Origin of the sequence: Ruminococcus sp. N15.MGS-57, from assembly GCF_000980385.1 — a bacterium.
Classification (GTDB): Bacteria; Bacillota; Clostridia; order Oscillospirales; family Ruminococcaceae; genus Hominimerdicola; species Hominimerdicola aceti.
On record NZ_LARF01000040.1, the window covers coordinates 1 to 16,484 of the forward strand.

Annotated in this window: 12 protein-coding genes and 1 pseudogene; 9 read left to right on the forward strand and 4 right to left on the reverse strand. The window is 42.5% G+C overall.

Going from position 1 to position 16,484, the window contains the following annotated elements; genetic code table 11:
• Positions 1 to 170: 170 nt before the first annotated feature.
• The 6 genes from WS40_RS08505 (at position 171) to WS40_RS08530 (ending at position 5,256) form a co-directional block, all read left to right on the forward strand.
• On the forward strand, positions 171 to 1,007 hold the full coding sequence (locus tag WS40_RS08505; RefSeq protein WP_046441681.1) for a glycosyltransferase: 837 nt from the start codon (positions 171 to 173) through the stop codon (positions 1,005 to 1,007).
• The gene (locus tag WS40_RS08510; RefSeq protein WP_046441682.1) at positions 1,007 to 2,131 is read left to right on the forward strand and encodes a CDP-glycerol glycerophosphotransferase family protein; all 1,125 of its coding nucleotides are present in this window, start codon (positions 1,007 to 1,009) and stop codon (positions 2,129 to 2,131) included. The genes WS40_RS08505 and WS40_RS08510 overlap by 1 nt, the downstream gene beginning before the upstream one ends.
• A gap of 5 nt (positions 2,132 to 2,136) precedes the next feature.
• Positions 2,137 to 2,991, forward strand: a complete 855-nt coding sequence (locus WS40_RS08515) for an ABC transporter permease (RefSeq protein WP_325208497.1) — start codon at positions 2,137 to 2,139, stop codon at positions 2,989 to 2,991.
• Between the two features lie 27 nt (positions 2,992 to 3,018).
• Positions 3,019 to 3,753, forward strand: coding sequence for an ABC transporter ATP-binding protein (locus WS40_RS08520; RefSeq protein WP_046441684.1), 735 nt, complete (start codon positions 3,019 to 3,021; stop codon positions 3,751 to 3,753).
• Positions 3,754 to 3,930: 177 nt separating this feature from the next.
• Positions 3,931 to 4,896: a 50S ribosomal protein L11 methyltransferase gene (gene prmA / locus WS40_RS08525; protein WP_046441685.1), complete on the forward strand. Its 966-nt coding sequence runs from the start codon at positions 3,931 to 3,933 to the stop codon at positions 4,894 to 4,896.
• Positions 4,897 to 4,917: 21 nt separating this feature from the next.
• Positions 4,918 to 5,256, forward strand: coding sequence for a hypothetical protein (locus tag WS40_RS08530; RefSeq protein WP_022288482.1), 339 nt, complete (start codon positions 4,918 to 4,920; stop codon positions 5,254 to 5,256).
• 85 nt (positions 5,257 to 5,341) lie between these two features.
• On the opposite strand, the gene spoIVA is transcribed toward WS40_RS08530, so the two are convergent.
• On the reverse strand, positions 5,342 to 6,817 hold the full coding sequence (spoIVA, locus tag WS40_RS08535) for a stage IV sporulation protein A (protein WP_022288481.1): 1,476 nt from the start codon (positions 6,815 to 6,817) through the stop codon (positions 5,342 to 5,344).
• Positions 6,818 to 6,829: 12 nt separating this feature from the next.
• The gene (locus WS40_RS08540) at positions 6,830 to 8,389 is read right to left on the reverse strand and encodes a DUF3794 and LysM peptidoglycan-binding domain-containing protein (protein WP_046441686.1); all 1,560 of its coding nucleotides are present in this window, start codon (positions 8,387 to 8,389) and stop codon (positions 6,830 to 6,832) included.
• A gap of 226 nt (positions 8,390 to 8,615) precedes the next feature.
• Here WS40_RS08540 and WS40_RS08545 point away from each other — a divergent pair.
• Positions 8,616 to 9,404: pseudogene (locus WS40_RS08545) on the forward strand (ZIP family metal transporter).
• A 306-nt stretch (positions 9,405 to 9,710) separates the two neighbouring features.
• Positions 9,711 to 12,221 (forward strand): right-handed parallel beta-helix repeat-containing protein, encoded by a 2,511-nt coding sequence (locus WS40_RS11575; RefSeq protein ID WP_325208498.1) that lies wholly within the window; start codon positions 9,711 to 9,713, stop codon positions 12,219 to 12,221.
• Positions 12,222 to 13,083: 862 nt separating this feature from the next.
• Here the strand turns inward: WS40_RS11575 and WS40_RS08560 are convergent.
• The gene (locus WS40_RS08560; protein ID WP_046441688.1) at positions 13,084 to 14,301 is read right to left on the reverse strand and encodes a hypothetical protein; all 1,218 of its coding nucleotides are present in this window, start codon (positions 14,299 to 14,301) and stop codon (positions 13,084 to 13,086) included.
• A gap of 151 nt (positions 14,302 to 14,452) precedes the next feature.
• On the opposite strand from WS40_RS08560, the gene WS40_RS08565 reads away from it, so the two are divergent.
• On the forward strand, positions 14,453 to 14,896 hold the full coding sequence (locus WS40_RS08565; protein ID WP_046441689.1) for a hypothetical protein: 444 nt from the start codon (positions 14,453 to 14,455) through the stop codon (positions 14,894 to 14,896).
• Between the two features lie 48 nt (positions 14,897 to 14,944).
• On the opposite strand, the gene WS40_RS08570 is transcribed toward WS40_RS08565, so the two are convergent.
• Positions 14,945 to 16,018, reverse strand: coding sequence for a GGDEF domain-containing protein (locus WS40_RS08570; protein WP_138339301.1), 1,074 nt, complete (start codon positions 16,016 to 16,018; stop codon positions 14,945 to 14,947).
• Positions 16,019 to 16,484: the final 466 nt, after the last annotated feature.

Consider the following 16,484-nt stretch of genomic DNA (forward strand, 5'->3'; position numbering starts at 1 on the left):
TCCCAAAAGCAGGAAATCTCGACTCTTTGAGCGCTGTTTTTTTACAACGCCTTTTTGTGTTGTTTTAACAGCCTCGCCTGCGTTGACAAACAGCGGTTTTAATGGTATAATGGAATAGCTTACAGATTTGTGGGGATAATTTTGACAGAATGAAAAAAGGACGGTGCGCTATGGTAGTGAAAAATGTGGAGTTGCCTGAATACAGCGTGCTTATGTCTGTTTATGCAGGAGAGAAGCCTGAACATCTCAGGACAAGTATCGAGAGTATGCTGTCACAGACCTATGTGACGAACGATTTTGTGCTTGTGTGCGATGGAAAACTCACAAAGGAGCTTGACGAGGTCGTAGACTACTATGAGGAGAATTACGAGTGCTTTCACCCCATAAGGCTCAAGGAGAATGTTGGCACAGGAAGATGTGCTAACAGAGGTATAGACGCCTGCAAAAATGAGTATATAGTCAAAATGGACTCTGACGATATCGCTAAGCCTGACCGCTGTGAAAGGTCGCTTTATGCTATGGCGAAGCACCCTGAGATAGATATGCTTGGGGCTTATATAGACGAGTTCGACAGTCAGACGGGCGAAGTGATAGCCACAAAGAAAACGCCATTGACCAATAAAGAGATACACAAATATGCAAGGCGGAGAAATCCGTTCAATAATCAGACCCTTGTTTATAAGAAGTCCCGTGCTTTGAGCGTGGGAGGTTACAGCAATATAAAACGCTGTGAGGACTATGAGTTCGTGGTGAAAATGCTTGCGGACGGTGCAAGGGGAATAAATCTTGACAAAACGCTTGTGATGTACAGAGTTACGGCGAACAATTATGAGAGAAGAAGAAACTGGGCGAACACAAAGTCCTTTGTGAATGTCAGGTGGAAGATATTCCGTATGGGATATTCAAACCTGTGGGACTTTATTGTTCCATGCGCTTTTCAGTTTTTCATTTTCATAATGCCGAAATCGCTGACAGGCAAGATATATAAGAGGTTTCTTAGGGGATAATGGAGAGCCGCAAACGTATAATAAGACAGCACATAAAATCAGCACTGCAAAAAACGCTTTTGCCGCTGTGCTACAAGCTGTCAAAGAAAAAGGATATAGACAAAAAGCTCGTTATCCTTGCAGACCTTAACAGCGTTTCTACTCCTGAGAGCATGGAGCTTATAAAAACGGAGCTTCAAAGCCGTGGCTATAAGGTCAGGGAGATGTACTGCGACCTTTCAAGCTGTGGAATGGTCTCGGGGCTTAAATATATGATGAGCTTTATGAAAGCTTATGCAAATGCAAGGGCTGTGTTCATATGCAACTATTTTGTGCCTGTGACTTCCTGCAAAAAGCGTGAGGAAACCACAGTGGTTCAGCTTTGGCATTCCTGCGGAGCATTGAAAAAGTTCGGCTATGACAGCGAGGAGGATATATCTTCCCATTTCAAAGGCTCTGTTACAAGAAATTTTGACCTTATCACTGTGAGCAGTAAAGAGTGCGTAAAGGCTTTTGTGTCTGCGTTCAGGCTGAAAGAAGATATCGTAAAGCCCCTTGGCGTCAGCCGTACGGACGTGTTCTTTGATGAAAGCTACAACGAGCAGTGCAGACGTGAGTTCTTTGAGAGATATCCCGACTATAAGGGCAAGAAGATAGTGCTTTATGCGCCGACGTTCAGGGGGAATGCTTTGGATTGTCATTGCGTGGGCGAGGAGTATGCCGCAGAGCTTGAAAAAAAGCTCGGGGAGGCTTGGAAAGTCATTATAAAAATGCACCCCAGACTTCACAGCGGGCTGACTAACTGCGATATTGCTACAAACAGGCTCATGCCTGTGGCAGACGTGCTTGTGACGGACTATTCGTCGCTTGTGTTCGAGTATGCACTGTATAAAAAGCCGTGGGTGATATTTGCCCCTGATATTGAGAGCTACAGCAAGGGCAGGAGCTTTTATCTTGATTATAAAGCAGATATGCCTGCGCCTTTGGTGACGGAGGGAGAGAAGCTTGCACAGGCTGTGCTTGACAGTGAAAAGAGCTTTGACCATGAGGGAGTGGAGCGTTTCACGGAAAAATATATGTCTGCCTGCGACGGCAGGTCAACGGAAAGAATAATCGACAGCGCTTTGGGAAAAGAGCGTTTTTGACGGAGATGATAAAAATAGAAGGAAAAAAGTTTGATTGGTTCGGGCTTACCCAGATATTGAAGGAGCATAAGGGAAAGCTCAGACAGATAAGAATGTTGTCGGTGAACGAGCTGAAAAAGAAGTATAAGGGCGCAGCGCTTGGCCCATTGTGGGCGCTTATAAAGCCGACCTTTACGCTTTTTATACTGTGGTTTGCCTTTGAGATAGGTCTAAAAAGAAACGGTGGAGTGCATTTCATTAACGGAAAGTATACTCAGTTCGTTTTCATGCTCACTGGCTATGTGCCGTGGTTTTATATTTCAGAATGTATCGTTGGAGGATCGAGGTCAATAAGAAGCAACAAGCAGTTTGTAACAAAGCTGTCCTTCCCTGTTTCAAATATCATGACCTTTACCTCACTTTCGGGACTTTATATCCACATTTTGCTGTGTGCTATAATGTATGTGGTGTTGCTGTGTCTGGGCTTTGGACCGAGTATTTACAATCTTCAGTTTATCTATTATGCGCTGGTGATGTATTTTTTCTTCCTTGTGCTTTCGTGGATGACTGCTCCTCTCAGTGCGTTCAGCAAGGATTTTGAAAATCTTATAAACTCTGTTATAACAGGACTTTTCTGGCTTTCAGGTATATTCTGGAACACATATGATATCTCACCTTTGTGGCTGAGAAAGCTCATGTATTTCAACCCTATAAACTATTTTGTAAACGGCTATAGAAAGAGCTTTCTTACAGACACGTTTATTTTTGATTCTAACTATACCACCGAAACTATAGTGTTCTATGCGGAGTTTATCTTTATGATATTCCTCGGAGCGCACACCTATAAGAAGTTCAGGAAGATACTTCCTGACGTTCTGTAACAAAGGCTGAAAGGAACTGACTTTTAAATGGAAAATCAAGCGACTGAGCCAATTATTGAATTTTTGGACGTAAAAAAAGAATACTTTTTATATAAAAACGAAAAGGCACGCTTTAAGGCTATTTTCACAAAAAACAAGGGAGTAAAGAAGCACCCTGCCCTTAAAGGCGTGAGCTTCAAGATATACCCAGGCGAGTCTGTGGGAATTATCGGAAAGAACGGTGCGGGAAAATCAACCATTCTGAAAATGATAACAGGCGTAAGCTTTCCAAACAGTGGCACTATCACCGTAAGAGGAAAGGTTGCCGCATTGCTTGAGCTTACAGCAGGCTTTTCGCTGGATATGACGGGTATGGAAAATATCTATCTAAAGGGCTATCTACTTGGTCTTAATGACGATCAGATAAAGGAGATAGAGCAGGATATAATTGATTTTGCAGATCTTGGAGAGTATATCGACCAACCTGTAAGAACATATTCAAGCGGAATGAAAATGCGTCTTGGCTTTGCTATCAATATAAATATCAAGCCTGATATCCTCGTTGTTGACGAGGCACTGAGCGTTGGCGACGCAGATTTTCAGAAGAAGTGCCGTGACAAGATAAATGATGTTATCGCCACTGGTGTAACGGTACTGTTCGTTTCCCACTCACGCAAGGCTATCGAGGAAACTTGCACAAGGGCGATATTCCTAAAAGACGGCAAGGTGCAGGTGGACGGCACTGTTGAGGAAGCCTTTGACGCTTACGATAAGAAAAAATGATCATGAAAGCTTTTCGTTTTTTGACGGGAAGCTTTTTGTTTATACTTGTTATAGTTGATATTTGATAAGTATATACAATTATCAATATTTAATTTTGTGTAATAAATCATAGTCAAAAAGCTTTACAAAATCGCAAAAATGTGTTATAATGAGATATTATCGAAAGGAATTGATATTATGAATTGGGTTGAAATGGATATATATACCACAACAGAAGGCATCGAAGCAGTAACGGGAAGTCTGCTTGGAATGGGTATAAACGGCTTTGTTATCAAGGACGCAAAGGATTTTCAGGACTTTCTTGATGATAAGGACGGAAACTGGGATTATATAGATGATGACCTTATGGGCCTAAAAAACTGTGAAACTACGGTGACAGTTTATCTCCCTGAGAACGCTCAGGGTCTTGAAAATCTTGAAGCTATGAAGCTGGAGCTTAAAGCGCTCAAAAAGCGTGACGTGAACAATGAGTTCGGCAGACTTGAATATGAGCTTAAAAACGTCAAGGAAGAGGATTGGGCGAACAACTGGAAGCAGTATTTCAAGCCCCTTTGCGTTGGCGAAAAGCTTCTTATAAAGCCGTCATGGGAAAAGGTTGCTGAGGGCGAAAAGAGAAAGATACTGGAAATAGACCCTGCCTCATCTTTCGGTACAGGTCAGCATAACACAACCCAGCTTTGTCTGGAGCTTGTGGAGAAAAATCTCCATGAGGGCGACAGGATACTTGACCTTGGGTGCGGAAGCGGAATACTTTCTATCGGCGCATTGCTCCTTGGTGCTGAAAGTGCAACAGCGGTGGACGTTGACGAAAATTCTGTTAAGATAGCAAAGGAAAATGCAGAGAAAAACCATATAAGCGCAGAAAAGTATATAGCTTACTGCGGAAATATCATAGACGATAAGGCTCTGGTGGAACAGATAGGCACAGGCTATGACCTGCTTTGTGCAAATATCGTGGCAGATGTTCTTATAGGCATGAGCGGGATTTTCGGCGGATTTATCAAAGACGGCGGAACGCTCATAGTTTCAGGTATAATCGACCAGAGAAAAGACGAGGTGCTTGACAGGCTTAAAGCAGAAGGCTTTGAGCTTATTGAGATAAGAGAAAAAGAAGACTGGGTGGCTGCGTCATTCAGGAAATAAGAGATGAAAGGACGGATCAAAATGCAGTTATTGTTTTTGGTTATCAAGAGAATCGAGTTAGTAGACGAAATCATGCGTTCGCTGGCACAGGCAGGCATAAGAGGCGGAACGGTCATTGACAGCGTGGGAATGGCGAAATCTATTTCTACAATGGATAATCTGCCTATGATCGGCGTTCTGAGATCTATTCTCAGCGGCGAGGATGCTGCACAAAAGGGCAAGACAATTTTCGTTGCCGTTGCAGACGATCAGGTAGATGTTGCAAGAAAGGCGATAACTGATGTTACAGGCGACCTTTCACAGCCTAATGCAGGCGTGCTTTTCGGTGTGCCGATCAGCTTTGCAGAGGGAGTAAATTAACACTTTATACAAGATAAAAAGCGTTGCACTTTTCACAGTGTAACGCTTTTTTTGGTGGATCAGTTTATTTTCATTTATGAAACTCTTAGAGAATAAAACAGATAAGTCCCGAACAGCCCTCGTTTATCATGCGCTCGATAGTTTCCTTTATCTTCATGCGTGCGTCCTCAGGAAGCTTTGAAAGCTTTGTGTGCAGACCCTCGCTCACAAGCTCGTGGAGTGACTTGCCGAAAATGTTTGACTCCCATATCTTTTCAGGCGATTCCTCAAAATCGTTGAGCATATAAAGCACAAGCTCCTCAGATTGCTTTTCCGAGCCGACGATAGGTGCTACCTCGGTGTTGATAGTGGTTTTCAGCAGGTGAATAGCTGGTGCGGCGGCTTTGAGCCTTACACCGTATTTTCCACCCTGCTTTATTATCTCAGGCTCATCAAGGGTCAGCTCGTTCATTTCAGGCATAACTATTCCGTAGCCTGTTTTCTCCATTTCATCAAGGGCAGAGCTGAATTTCGAGAAACGTTCTTTTATCTTCACAAGTTCCAAAATTCTCGGCATAAGGTCGTTTTCGTCCTTTATCTCAAGCCCTGTGGCTTCGCCTATTATCCTGAAAAACAGCGCAGGGTCAAGTTCCACCTTTATGACAGCCGAGCCTTTTCCAAGGTCTATCTCAGCCACCGAGCCTGAGGACACCTGCTCACAGCAGCATATCTTTTCGGCACAGTCTGAAATGTCACGAAGATTTGTCACGGCTGAAGCCGCTTCCTTGATATGTCCGAAAACCGCTTCTTTCAGCCAGTGACCCTTGTCAAGAGAGTTTATCCATGAGGGCATTGAGATGTTTATCTCTTTCACAGGGAAAGAGTATAGCAGAAGCGTAAGTATCTCTTTTATCTCTTTTTCCGAAAGCTCCAAACAGTTTATAGGCATAACTGTAGTGCCGTATTTGTCGGAAAGCTGTTCGCAAAGGTCTTTTGTCTGCTGAGAGTAAGGCTCAGTGGTGTTCATAAGCACCACAAACGGCTTGCCTATCTGTTTCAGCTCGTCGATTATACGCTCCTCACATTCCTCGTATTCTTCACGTGGAAGGTCGGTGATACTGCCGTCTGTTGTCACCACAAGACCTATGGTGGAATGTTCTGTTATGACCTTTTGCGTTCCCACCTCAGCCGCCATGTTGAATGGTACTTCCGTGTCAAACCACGGTGTGACCACCATTCTCGGGGCTTCATTCTCTATGTAGCCTATGGCGCTTGGGATTATGTAGCCCACACAGTCTATCATTCGCACGTTGAAGCTTGCTCCGCCCTCTAGGGTGATGTTCACAGCTTCCTCAGGAATGAACTTAGGCTCGGTGGTCATGATAGTCTTGCCTGCGGAGGACTGGGGCAGTTCGTCAATGGCACGCTCCTTGCGGTAGTCGCTTTCAATGTTCGGTATAACGAACTGCTCCATGAACTGCTTTATAAAGGTGGATTTTCCAGTGCGGACGGGACCTACCACGCCTATATAGATATCGCCCCCCGTCCGTGTGGCAATGTCGGTGTAAATATCGTTTTTCATGTGTCTGTCCTCCTAGTTCATTAATGGGATAAGCAACATTCCCTGTTTTGATATTTTATCGTCGGTAAGCTCGTTTTCTTCAAGTATGGCTGTTATGGAAGTTGAATACTTTTTCGCTATCTCCCAGATGTCGTCGCTCTCATTGCAGTAGCATATTTTCAGAGCGTATTTGTCATTTTTCTCTTTCGGCTTATCTGTGAGTACCCTAAGCTCTGATATCATAGTCCCTGTCTGTTGAATAGTCATTTCGCCGCCTATCTTGATATCGGCTTTAAGCTCCGCTGTTGCTTCGTCTGCAAGATAGTATGTGCAGTTTTCTATGCACAGGTCAGGGGATATAGATATCTCACCATTGACATTCTCCGGAATGGGTATCTCATGCTCAATAGGCGAATCGTTTTCAAGATAAAGGGGAGTGCCGTCCTCGTTCCTGCCGATAATACAGAACGTCACGCTTCCTGAAATGATAAAGGCTTTCTTTTCCTCGTCAAGCCTTGATGTCACATTGGAAAGGGTCGCCCAACTGTCGTGAACACAGCGTATCTCGCCCTCCTGACAGGAAAGCTTTGCAGTAACACTGTGGCTGTCAGATAACTTTATGCTTTCGCTGTCAAGCTTGCTTTCACACCTTTCAGCCTCGCACTCAAAGCAGGTGGAATATGCGTCTGTGACTATCTCACAGGTGGAAAGCTTTTTGGCAACGCAGTTCACAAGAAGCACAAGCTCACATTCAAGTGTGCCGGAATCGTCAGACTTTGGTATGATATCACACCCTGCAGGTGTTATCCTCACATCTGCGGTGAAAGTATCGTCAATGCCGTCTATGTCGATTATCTGTGAGAACGGCAGAGTAAACCGCATTGTTTCAGCGGTTTCTTCTCCATCGGTAGTTACGCAGGAGTAAAGCATCATTATCTCAGCGTCGCCCTTTGTCACAAGCTTGCCTGCTATCATCTTGTGTTCCTGTGGGATAATGCGGCAATCTGTCCGCAGGATAGTGCCAACAGGGGCTTTTGCCGCAGAAAGCTGCAATTCCTCTATTAGTGTGATACGCTTTGCAGCGGTAAGACGTTTTGCAGGGTATGTAACAGCAACCTTTTTAAGCTGAATGCCGCAGCCGAATGCGTCTGTGACTATAGGCACAGTTACTTCGCCCGTCACATTTGCGTGGATAGTCACAGCACCCCTGATATCAAGTCTGCGCTGATTTACCACACGGCAGTTGACGTAATCGCATTTTGGCGTGAGCCATATCATCGGGTCGCCGCAATCCCCTTGCAGGTCGAAAGACTTGGTGTAGTTCATTTTCTGCTCGATGCAGTTTATCCGCTTGTCGTTCTGGCTGATGTAAAGCACTCTTATGAGCACTGCCATGTCAAAGCTGAGCTTTCCGCCGTTTATGGAATGGCTTTGTACTGTTGGCATGATAACGCATTTTAGTACCCTGAAAATATCGGGATAATAGTCGGGCAGCAGAAAATCCTTTTCCACAGCCTGCTCGCAGGAGGCGTCAAGGATAGTCCGTGTCATTGACAGCATCTCTCTGTTAAGCTTAAGATCCATAGTGTTCATCTTGTCTGTTTCCTCCTAAAAATAAACTGATCATACGATCGTAAAGGGCTTGTAATGCCCTGCTGAGAACATTATATTCACTTGGGACGGGTCATATTCTGAAAATATCAGACAAATTTAATGTATTTTGTCGGCAGAGGCTTTTTCACACAGCGTAAAGGCTTTTCATAGACTAAGATATGTCATTGTATCTGACATAATACGGTCTGAAAGGAAACATAATAGTATGAATGGTCTACTTTGGGCTGCGGCAGGCACGGGCTTTACATTCTCTATGACGACATTAGGTGCGGCTGTGGTCTTTTTCATGAGAAAAGAGGGGCAGAGCGAAAAGGTGCAGAAAGCCTTTTTAGGCTTTGCCGCAGGCGTTATGATAGCCGCAAGCGTGTGGAGCTTGCTTATCCCTGCCATAAACGAGGCGGAAGCTCTCGGCAGGATAGGCTGGATACCTGCCGCAGGCGGCTTTGCGCTAGGCGTGCTGTTTCTTATGGGGCTTGACAAGGCAATGCCTTATTTTTTACCTGAGCCTGAAAGGGAAGAGGGCGTCCGCAGGGGGCTAAAGCGTTCGGGAATGCTTATTTTCGCTATCACACTGCACAATATCCCGGAGGGCATGGCAGTGGGTCTTGCCTTTGCACTGGCGGCACATAATGACAGCTCGGTACTGCTGGCTTCTGCTATCGCACTTGCCATAGGCATGGGAATACAGAACTTTCCGGAGGGTGCGGCTATCGCACTGCCACTGAGGTAATCGGGCATGAGCAGGGCGAAAGCATTCGGCCTTGGCACTCTTTCAGGAATTGTTGAGCCTGTTTTCGGACTTCTCACCGTTCTTGCCGCAGGTGCTATCCAACCACTTCTTCCGTGGCTTCTTGCCTTTGCCGCAGGAGCAATGCTCTATGTGGTGGTGGAGGAGCTTATCCCCGAAGCACATCTTGGGGAAGGTCACATGGGAACAGTTGGCGTAATGCTAGGCTTCTTGCTTATGATGATACTTGATGTGGCATTAGGATAAAAAGGCATATTTGTTAAAAACTGTGGTGGAATTTTTCACCGCAGTTTTTTTTGTTGTGATAACGCACAAGTATCATGTGTTGACTTTGTGAGTTATTGCTTTGGTCTTTTTGACGTTTTTCGGTTGACAAACGGGGCATGATTTGGTATAATTGAATATGTGTAAAATATGTTCTGCTAAAAAGATAAAAAGAACAAAAAGAGAGCAGCGATAACCCTAAGACAACGAAAGGACAGATGAGAATTGACAAAGATCACTCGCACCTTTATTGCCTTTGCAACGGCGTGTTTACTCGCCATTATGCTTATGACAGTAAGGTGCTTTGCTTATGATTATTCCACTATCACCGGCACAAAAGCCAGTGGAGCGGAAATAAGCGGATATTCGGGAGCGCTTGAAGTGAATGTTGTTGACTTCGGCGCAGACAAAAAGGGAAAGAAAGACTCCTCAAAGGCGATACAGAAAGCCCTTGACTATGCCATTGACAACGGCTCCAACTCTGTGCAGATAAAGGTCGTTGTGCCGAAAGGAAAATACAGGATAGACAAGCTTTTGGAGATATATTCAAACACTTGGCTGTATCTTGAGGACGGAGCGACTATCGTTAGAAATTTTGACAAGGGCTGTATGATAAAGAACGCTCAGGCAAATGGTGCGGGCGGATATGGCAGCGAGAGAAATATCGTTATCGAAGGAGGCTGTTGGGACGGCAACCCTTCGCCTACTTCAAGACCATTTTCTAATATGAGATTTGGTCACATGAAAAACCTTTGGATAAAGAACGTTGAGATAAAAAACAATTACAATGGTCATCATGTTGAGATAGGCGGTGTAAAGGGCATCACTATCGAGGATTGCGATTTTCATGGTTATACGGGAACATTTCAGAAAGAGGCTATACAGCTGGATACCATAAGTAACAGTGATGTTTTCCCGGCGTATGAGCCTTTTGATGATACCCCTTGCGACAATGCTGTAATAAAGAACAACAAATTCCATGACCTTATAAGAGGTCTTGGCTCACATTCAGCTTGTCTTGGTGTATATTATACTAATACACTTATATCAGGCAACTCATTTTATAATATGAGCGGAACAGCTATCGTACTTATTAATCATAAAAAATGTATAATTGAAAACAATACTATGAAAAACGTTGGCTGTGCCATAGATTTCAAGTACATGACCGATTATGAAAATGCAAATTTCCATGTGCCTAATTCAGGATATGCAGGTATAAAGGATCGTCTTGACGATAATGCCAATACCATAATAAGAAACAACGACATAACCGTTGTGGGTACATATTATTATCCCCAGCCGTATGCTATCCAGATATTCGGCAAGAAGCTTGAAAAGTCATACTCACACCCTGATTACAATTACACTGTAAAGGGCGTGAAGATAGTAGACAACACTATAAAAACAGCTGGTTCGGCAGTAAGGCTCACGGACGTTTCGGGAATTTTCATAGGTTCTAACGATATAAGCTATGACTATGACAGATATAATTATTCCATGGATCTTATATGGCTCAGCGAATCGTCACAGGTGACTGTGACCAAGAATAAGCTTACAGGCACAAAGCAGAACAGCGTTTATATAAGCGGTGGTTCAGGCAATGAGGTAAGCTCAAATACCATTAAAAAGCCAGGCGTGTCGGGAGTTTATGTTTCAGGCGGTTCTGATAAAAATACCATATCAGGCAATACTATAACCTCAGCAGGCTCCAACGGCATAAAGATAACCAAAGAATCTAAGGCAGATGTGATAAAAAACACTGTTAAGAAGTCTAAAAATCATGGACTTATATTCACTGGCGGAAGCGGTAAGGCTTCTGACAATATCCTTGAAGAAAACGGTATTAGCGGTCTTATGGCTGATAACAGCGCTTCTGTGGAATTTTTCAACAACACCTGCAATAAAAATAAAGGCTACGGAATAAAAGCTAATAAGAAATCTCAGGTTAAAATAAGCGGAAACAGCTTTGCTGACAACAGCAAGGGCGATGTTTACGTCACAGGCAGTGCGGCAGTGCTTCTGAATGCACCTGATAACGTAAAGTCGCAGGATATCTGCTCTGATAAGCTCACTTTAACATGGGACGAGGTGTCGCAGGCTGACGGCTATTATGTTTACAGAAAGACCGACGCTGAGGACGCAGAGTTTGAGCAGATAGCTACTGTAACAGACGGCACTTCATTTACAGACTATGGACTTGTTCCAAAAACAAGATATGTTTATAAAGTGAAAGCTTTTCTTGACACTGTTGACAAAATCCAAGAGGGAAGCGACAGTGCGGATATGAGCATAAAAACAAAGCTCACTATTGTGGGCTGTACCACAAATATGCGTGGCTCTATGTCATACACTGGCAAGGAGAGAACACAGATATTTGACGTTTTTGTAGACGGAGAAACGCTTATTCCTGACGTTGATTACAGAACAGTTTACTCTGACAACGTGAACATTGGAACTGCAAAGGTGACGGTTATAGGCATTGGTCAGTATTGCGACTCGGCTGATTTTCAGTTTGACATAATGCTAAAGTCTGACAATGTGATGGTCATAAAGCCGCAGGAGCTTAACCGCAAGTCTATCGTTACGGGCAAGCCTACAATGAAATCACAGGGCTATGAGGTAGCAGAAGCGGTCAAGGATAAGCTTGACCACACATCTCACAGAGAGCCTGCCATAGTGGTGAACTACAATTCACCTTCACAGGTCATTGCAAAGGCGAGAGCAGATATGTTGGATCTTAGAGTGCGCTCATATCGTGAGCTTACAGGGGAAACTATTTACGGCGCTTGGCTGTAAAATATAAAAATTGGCATAATAAAACACGGCTGATACTTTTTTCAGCCGTGTTTTTTATATGTTTTTATTTTGTTATCTTTAGAAGATCAACATAATACGCCTCATCAGATAGTCCTTGCATATGAATTGTTATCGCCCTTGCTTTATCTTCTGCCGCATATACAATGTTTCGTGAAGATAAAAACATAGAAACAATCAATGTAAATATAACAGCTACTATGCTATTTTTTTCACTACAATTCCTCCTAGTTATGATATGTATAAAATATTGCTGAACCCAGACACCTACATTAATTAAAATTATTCGCAAAAAATGAGCAGAAAAAATATAATAACTCTGTAAATATTGAGGATGCTCTATACCACCTAACTTAGATTGAACTATTTAGACTTATTGCTGTCGATTAGTCAGTATATTATATATACCAATTAGAATTGAACAAAGTAATGCTATCCCATTAAGACTATAACTTAGAATCATACCGAAGCCGCTTCCTGCATTAGGTGTTCCATAATCACCATTGAAAGCCATAAATATATGAATAAAAAAATCAGTATCGTAAAATATATAACCGATTATAACAGAAAAACAAATGGTCAATATAACACCCAAACAATATATTTTTATATTATGGCTGCTTAACTTAACAAAAAAAGTCAACTGTACCGCTGCATAAATAATAAAAAAAATAAATATAGAAATAACAGAAGCTATCCCTGCTCCTAAATATGCAGTTAAATTAAACAAAAGAGCATATATGAAACTCATCAATACATATTTAACATATTTCATTATAATAATCATATCCCCTTTTGATGAAATCTAAGTCATCCTGTTTTGTATGTCTTTATTTTGTTATCTTTACTGCGGAGTCTGCTGAACGTCCTGCATTTGCGGAGCAAAATTTGCAAGGGAATAGAGCCTGTTCATGAAATCACCGTCAACAAAGAGGTTTTTCACGAGAACCTTTGTGTCAGGGTTTTTGTTCTTAGGGTTGATTGTCTGTTGATAAACTGTGAGATAATTCTCATTGCCTGACTTGCTCACATAGCAATCTATCACCATATATGTAGGCAGGAATTGAGTAACAGCCGTCTGATAATCAAAAAGCGTGTAAGGGCTTTGCTCCATTGAAACCTTAAATGACTTTATGTCCTCAGGCACCATGAATTTGTATGCATCCTTGAGGTTTTTGTATTCTGCCCAATCGTCCTCAGACTCGATAAAAGGCTCTTTTGACTTGATTCTCACGCCGCCCACAAGGAAAGCCAGCAGAAGGATAAATTCGCTGCCCCATACTATCCACAGGATCGTGCCGTTCACAAGCGAGCCGTTATCTTTTGATGAATGTGATGACTTGTAAGACCAGCGACCCTCCTTGTTGATAGACTTTATATCATTCCAAAGGTCGGACGGGTGTGCGATTATGTCAAAAAGGCCTGTCTTGTCATACTTCCTGAAATCGTAGGTGTAGTCATATGCGTTCATGGTGTATGACTTTTCAAGGCTTTTCTGTGCGGATTTTTTATCTTTGCCAAGGAGCTTGTCAAGCTCGAAAAACTGCCATACAGACTTTTTCTGCATGGTGGCAATGTCCTTGTCTGAGAAATCGCCTGTTGAATCGTTGCTGAAAAGATCATATGCCTTGGTCTGGTGATAAAAGTCATAATAATCACCGAAGCCGTCTGTGTTTTCATCGAAAAGCATATTCAGCTCGTCATAATAATCATAGGCTGTGTATTCTTCCATAAGCTCATAGCCATATTTTTTCAGATCGTTGTAATCATACAGCGCCCATTTAAAATATGAGGCAAATAAAAAGCCCACCACTGCACAGGCAACTGCCACAACTGTGTTTCGCATTTTGAATGCTCTGACTATCTTTCCTCCCACAAAGCCAAGTGCGCATGACACCGCTATCGCAGCGATAACATTGAGATAGATGATAGTGCACCAGCCCTTAAAAAGCAGATAGAGCCAGAAAAGCAATCCGCCGCATACTGCCGTTGCAAGCACCATGAGCACTGCTCCAACTGGGCTGAATTTGCCCGACTCTTTGTAATGTTTGTGTTCTCCCATTTAAAATACCCCCTTATATACTTCAGGCATAAGCCATGAAGAAATTATATCACAAATTTAAAGATTTTTCAATAGTTTTGCTGAATTTATGCAGGCATAAAGAGAAATTTTTGTGGGAAACTATTTGCAATTATGAAAGGAGCGAACTTAGATGATAGAAAAGGATACAATAAAGCTTCTCAGGGAGTGCGATGCAGGAATAAAAATGGGAGTGCAGTCTATTGAGGATTCGCTGAAATACACTTCAAGCGGAGAGTTAAAGCGAACGTTAGAGAAAAATCTTGCAGGGCATGTGGAGATACAAGAGAAGCTTCAGGGACTTTTAAATTCATATCATGACAGCGGAAAAGAGCCGCCAGCTATGGCAAAGGGCATGGCATGGCTTAAAACCAACTTCAAGCTTGCGACAGAGAGCAGTGACGACGCTGTGGCAGATTTTATAACAGACGGCTGTAATATGGGCGTGAAGTCCCTGTCTGGATATCTCAACAATTATAAGGCGGCAGACGAGAAGTCCAAGAACATTGCCAAGGAGCTTATATGTCTTGAAGAACGCCTTTCTGTAGACATGAGAGGATATCTCTCTGCAAAATAGGCATGAAAATGGCAGCCGTGGAGTTTTTCCTACACGGCTGCCTTGATTTTATTTAGATACAACGCAGTTTTTGCCCTGATTTTTGCCCTTGTATAGCAGCTTATCCACTTTTGAGATACCCTCGTCATAGTTTTCGTTCGGAGTCACTGAGTAAACTCCAAAAGTCATGGATATATTGAAACTTCGAGAATTTTCTTTAAATGTACACTCATGTATTTTCTGGCAAATGCTCTTTGCTATCTTCTCACAGCTTTCTGTGTCTGTATTTGGCACAACGAATAGTATTTCCTCACCGCCCCAACGGCACACATAGCCCTCGCTAGGCACGTTTCCAGCTATAACATCTGATACCGCTCTAAGTACCTTGTCACCGACTTCGTGACCATATGTGTCATTAACGTGCTTGAAATCATCAATATCGCCCAAACACATAGAATATACGCTGTTTGTCCTGCGGCTGTTGCTTTCTATCTTTTTGATAAAATCCATCATGGCACGGCGGTTGAAAAGCTGGGTGAGTGGGTCGATAGTAGCGAGCTTTTGAAGCTTTTCGTTCTGTGCTTTTGCTTCACGCTTGTTATGCTCATTTGTGAAAATGTATATGGAAGATACATAGATTATTATAATAAAGCTGCATAGAGTATTGTAAATGTATAAGATATTCTCTCTGTTGGTATCAAAGCTGTAAGGTGCGACCCTGTTTGTGACTATGATACGCATGACTATGAACACAACAACATCAAAGGACGAAAGTATATATGGTATCGCTTTCCTGTTTTGTACAATGAAAAATGGAATAGGTATTATACACAGCATTATCTGCGTAAATCCTGCTGACCAGCCTATGTAATAAGCACCCATGCAGGCGTGCACTATTATCTCGCCAAGCACAAGGTAAGTAAATGATATTTTGCCTATCTTCTTAAAATGAAGCAGGAAATACATCACTGCATAGAATGCTACGCTGAAATAGTTATAATATACCATTTGGTATACTCCGAACCGATAAAACAGCGCAAGATATATTATATGACCTAACAGCAGTATGATATCACCATAGCGATATATTTCCTCTGCGGTGAACATTCCCGCAAAGAGGTTTATTTCTTTTTTTATTTTCATACATTTGTTTCTTTCTTTGATATTTGGTTTGATGTTATAAACAAAATCACTTTACTTTAACAGATATATTATATACTATTTTAAACGTTTTTGCAAGACTAAATTTGTACAAATTATCATGATGAATTTTGTAGGTGCTAGTCTAAAAAGTGCGAAAAATGGCACTTTTTTGTTGCTTTTCATAGAGCACATAAATCATATTATATTGATATGAACAATGTGAAAAAATATAGTGAAAAAAATATTGCCGGCAAGCCATGGTGTAGGTTTGTCAATCATATTGGACACTATCATTAAGAAATTCGATAGGCGAAAACCATTTGAGGGGACGCATAGGACGGTTGTTTGTTCGACTTAAACGTGCAGCTAGCTGCACGTTTAAGTCGTCGCAGGAATAAAACCTATGGCACGAATAGAATTTGTTGTGATCTTCTCGGTGACTGCGCTCTACTTTGCCATTGTGCCT

Bases quoted from the DNA above. Each gene is read 5' to 3' on its own strand.
- WS40_RS08505 (WP_046441681.1), top strand. From the start codon at position 171: ATGGTAGTGAAAAATGTGGAGTTGCCTGAATACAGCGTGCTTATGTCT.
- WS40_RS08510 (WP_046441682.1), top strand. From the start codon at position 1,007: ATGGAGAGCCGCAAACGTATAATAAGACAGCACATAAAATCAGCACTG.
- WS40_RS08515 (WP_325208497.1), top strand. From the start codon at position 2,137: ATGATAAAAATAGAAGGAAAAAAGTTTGATTGGTTCGGGCTTACCCAG.
- WS40_RS08520 (WP_046441684.1), top strand. From the start codon at position 3,019: ATGGAAAATCAAGCGACTGAGCCAATTATTGAATTTTTGGACGTAAAA.
- prmA (WP_046441685.1), top strand. From the start codon at position 3,931: ATGAATTGGGTTGAAATGGATATATATACCACAACAGAAGGCATCGAA.
- WS40_RS08530 (WP_022288482.1), top strand. From the start codon at position 4,918: ATGCAGTTATTGTTTTTGGTTATCAAGAGAATCGAGTTAGTAGACGAA.
- spoIVA (WP_022288481.1), bottom strand. From the start codon at position 6,817: ATGAAAAACGATATTTACACCGACATTGCCACACGGACGGGGGGCGAT.
- WS40_RS08540 (WP_046441686.1), bottom strand. From the start codon at position 8,389: ATGAACACTATGGATCTTAAGCTTAACAGAGAGATGCTGTCAATGACA.
- WS40_RS11575 (WP_325208498.1), top strand. From the start codon at position 9,711: ATGACAGTAAGGTGCTTTGCTTATGATTATTCCACTATCACCGGCACA.
- WS40_RS08560 (WP_046441688.1), bottom strand. From the start codon at position 14,301: ATGGGAGAACACAAACATTACAAAGAGTCGGGCAAATTCAGCCCAGTT.
- WS40_RS08565 (WP_046441689.1), top strand. From the start codon at position 14,453: ATGATAGAAAAGGATACAATAAAGCTTCTCAGGGAGTGCGATGCAGGA.
- WS40_RS08570 (WP_138339301.1), bottom strand. From the start codon at position 16,018: ATGAAAATAAAAAAAGAAATAAACCTCTTTGCGGGAATGTTCACCGCA.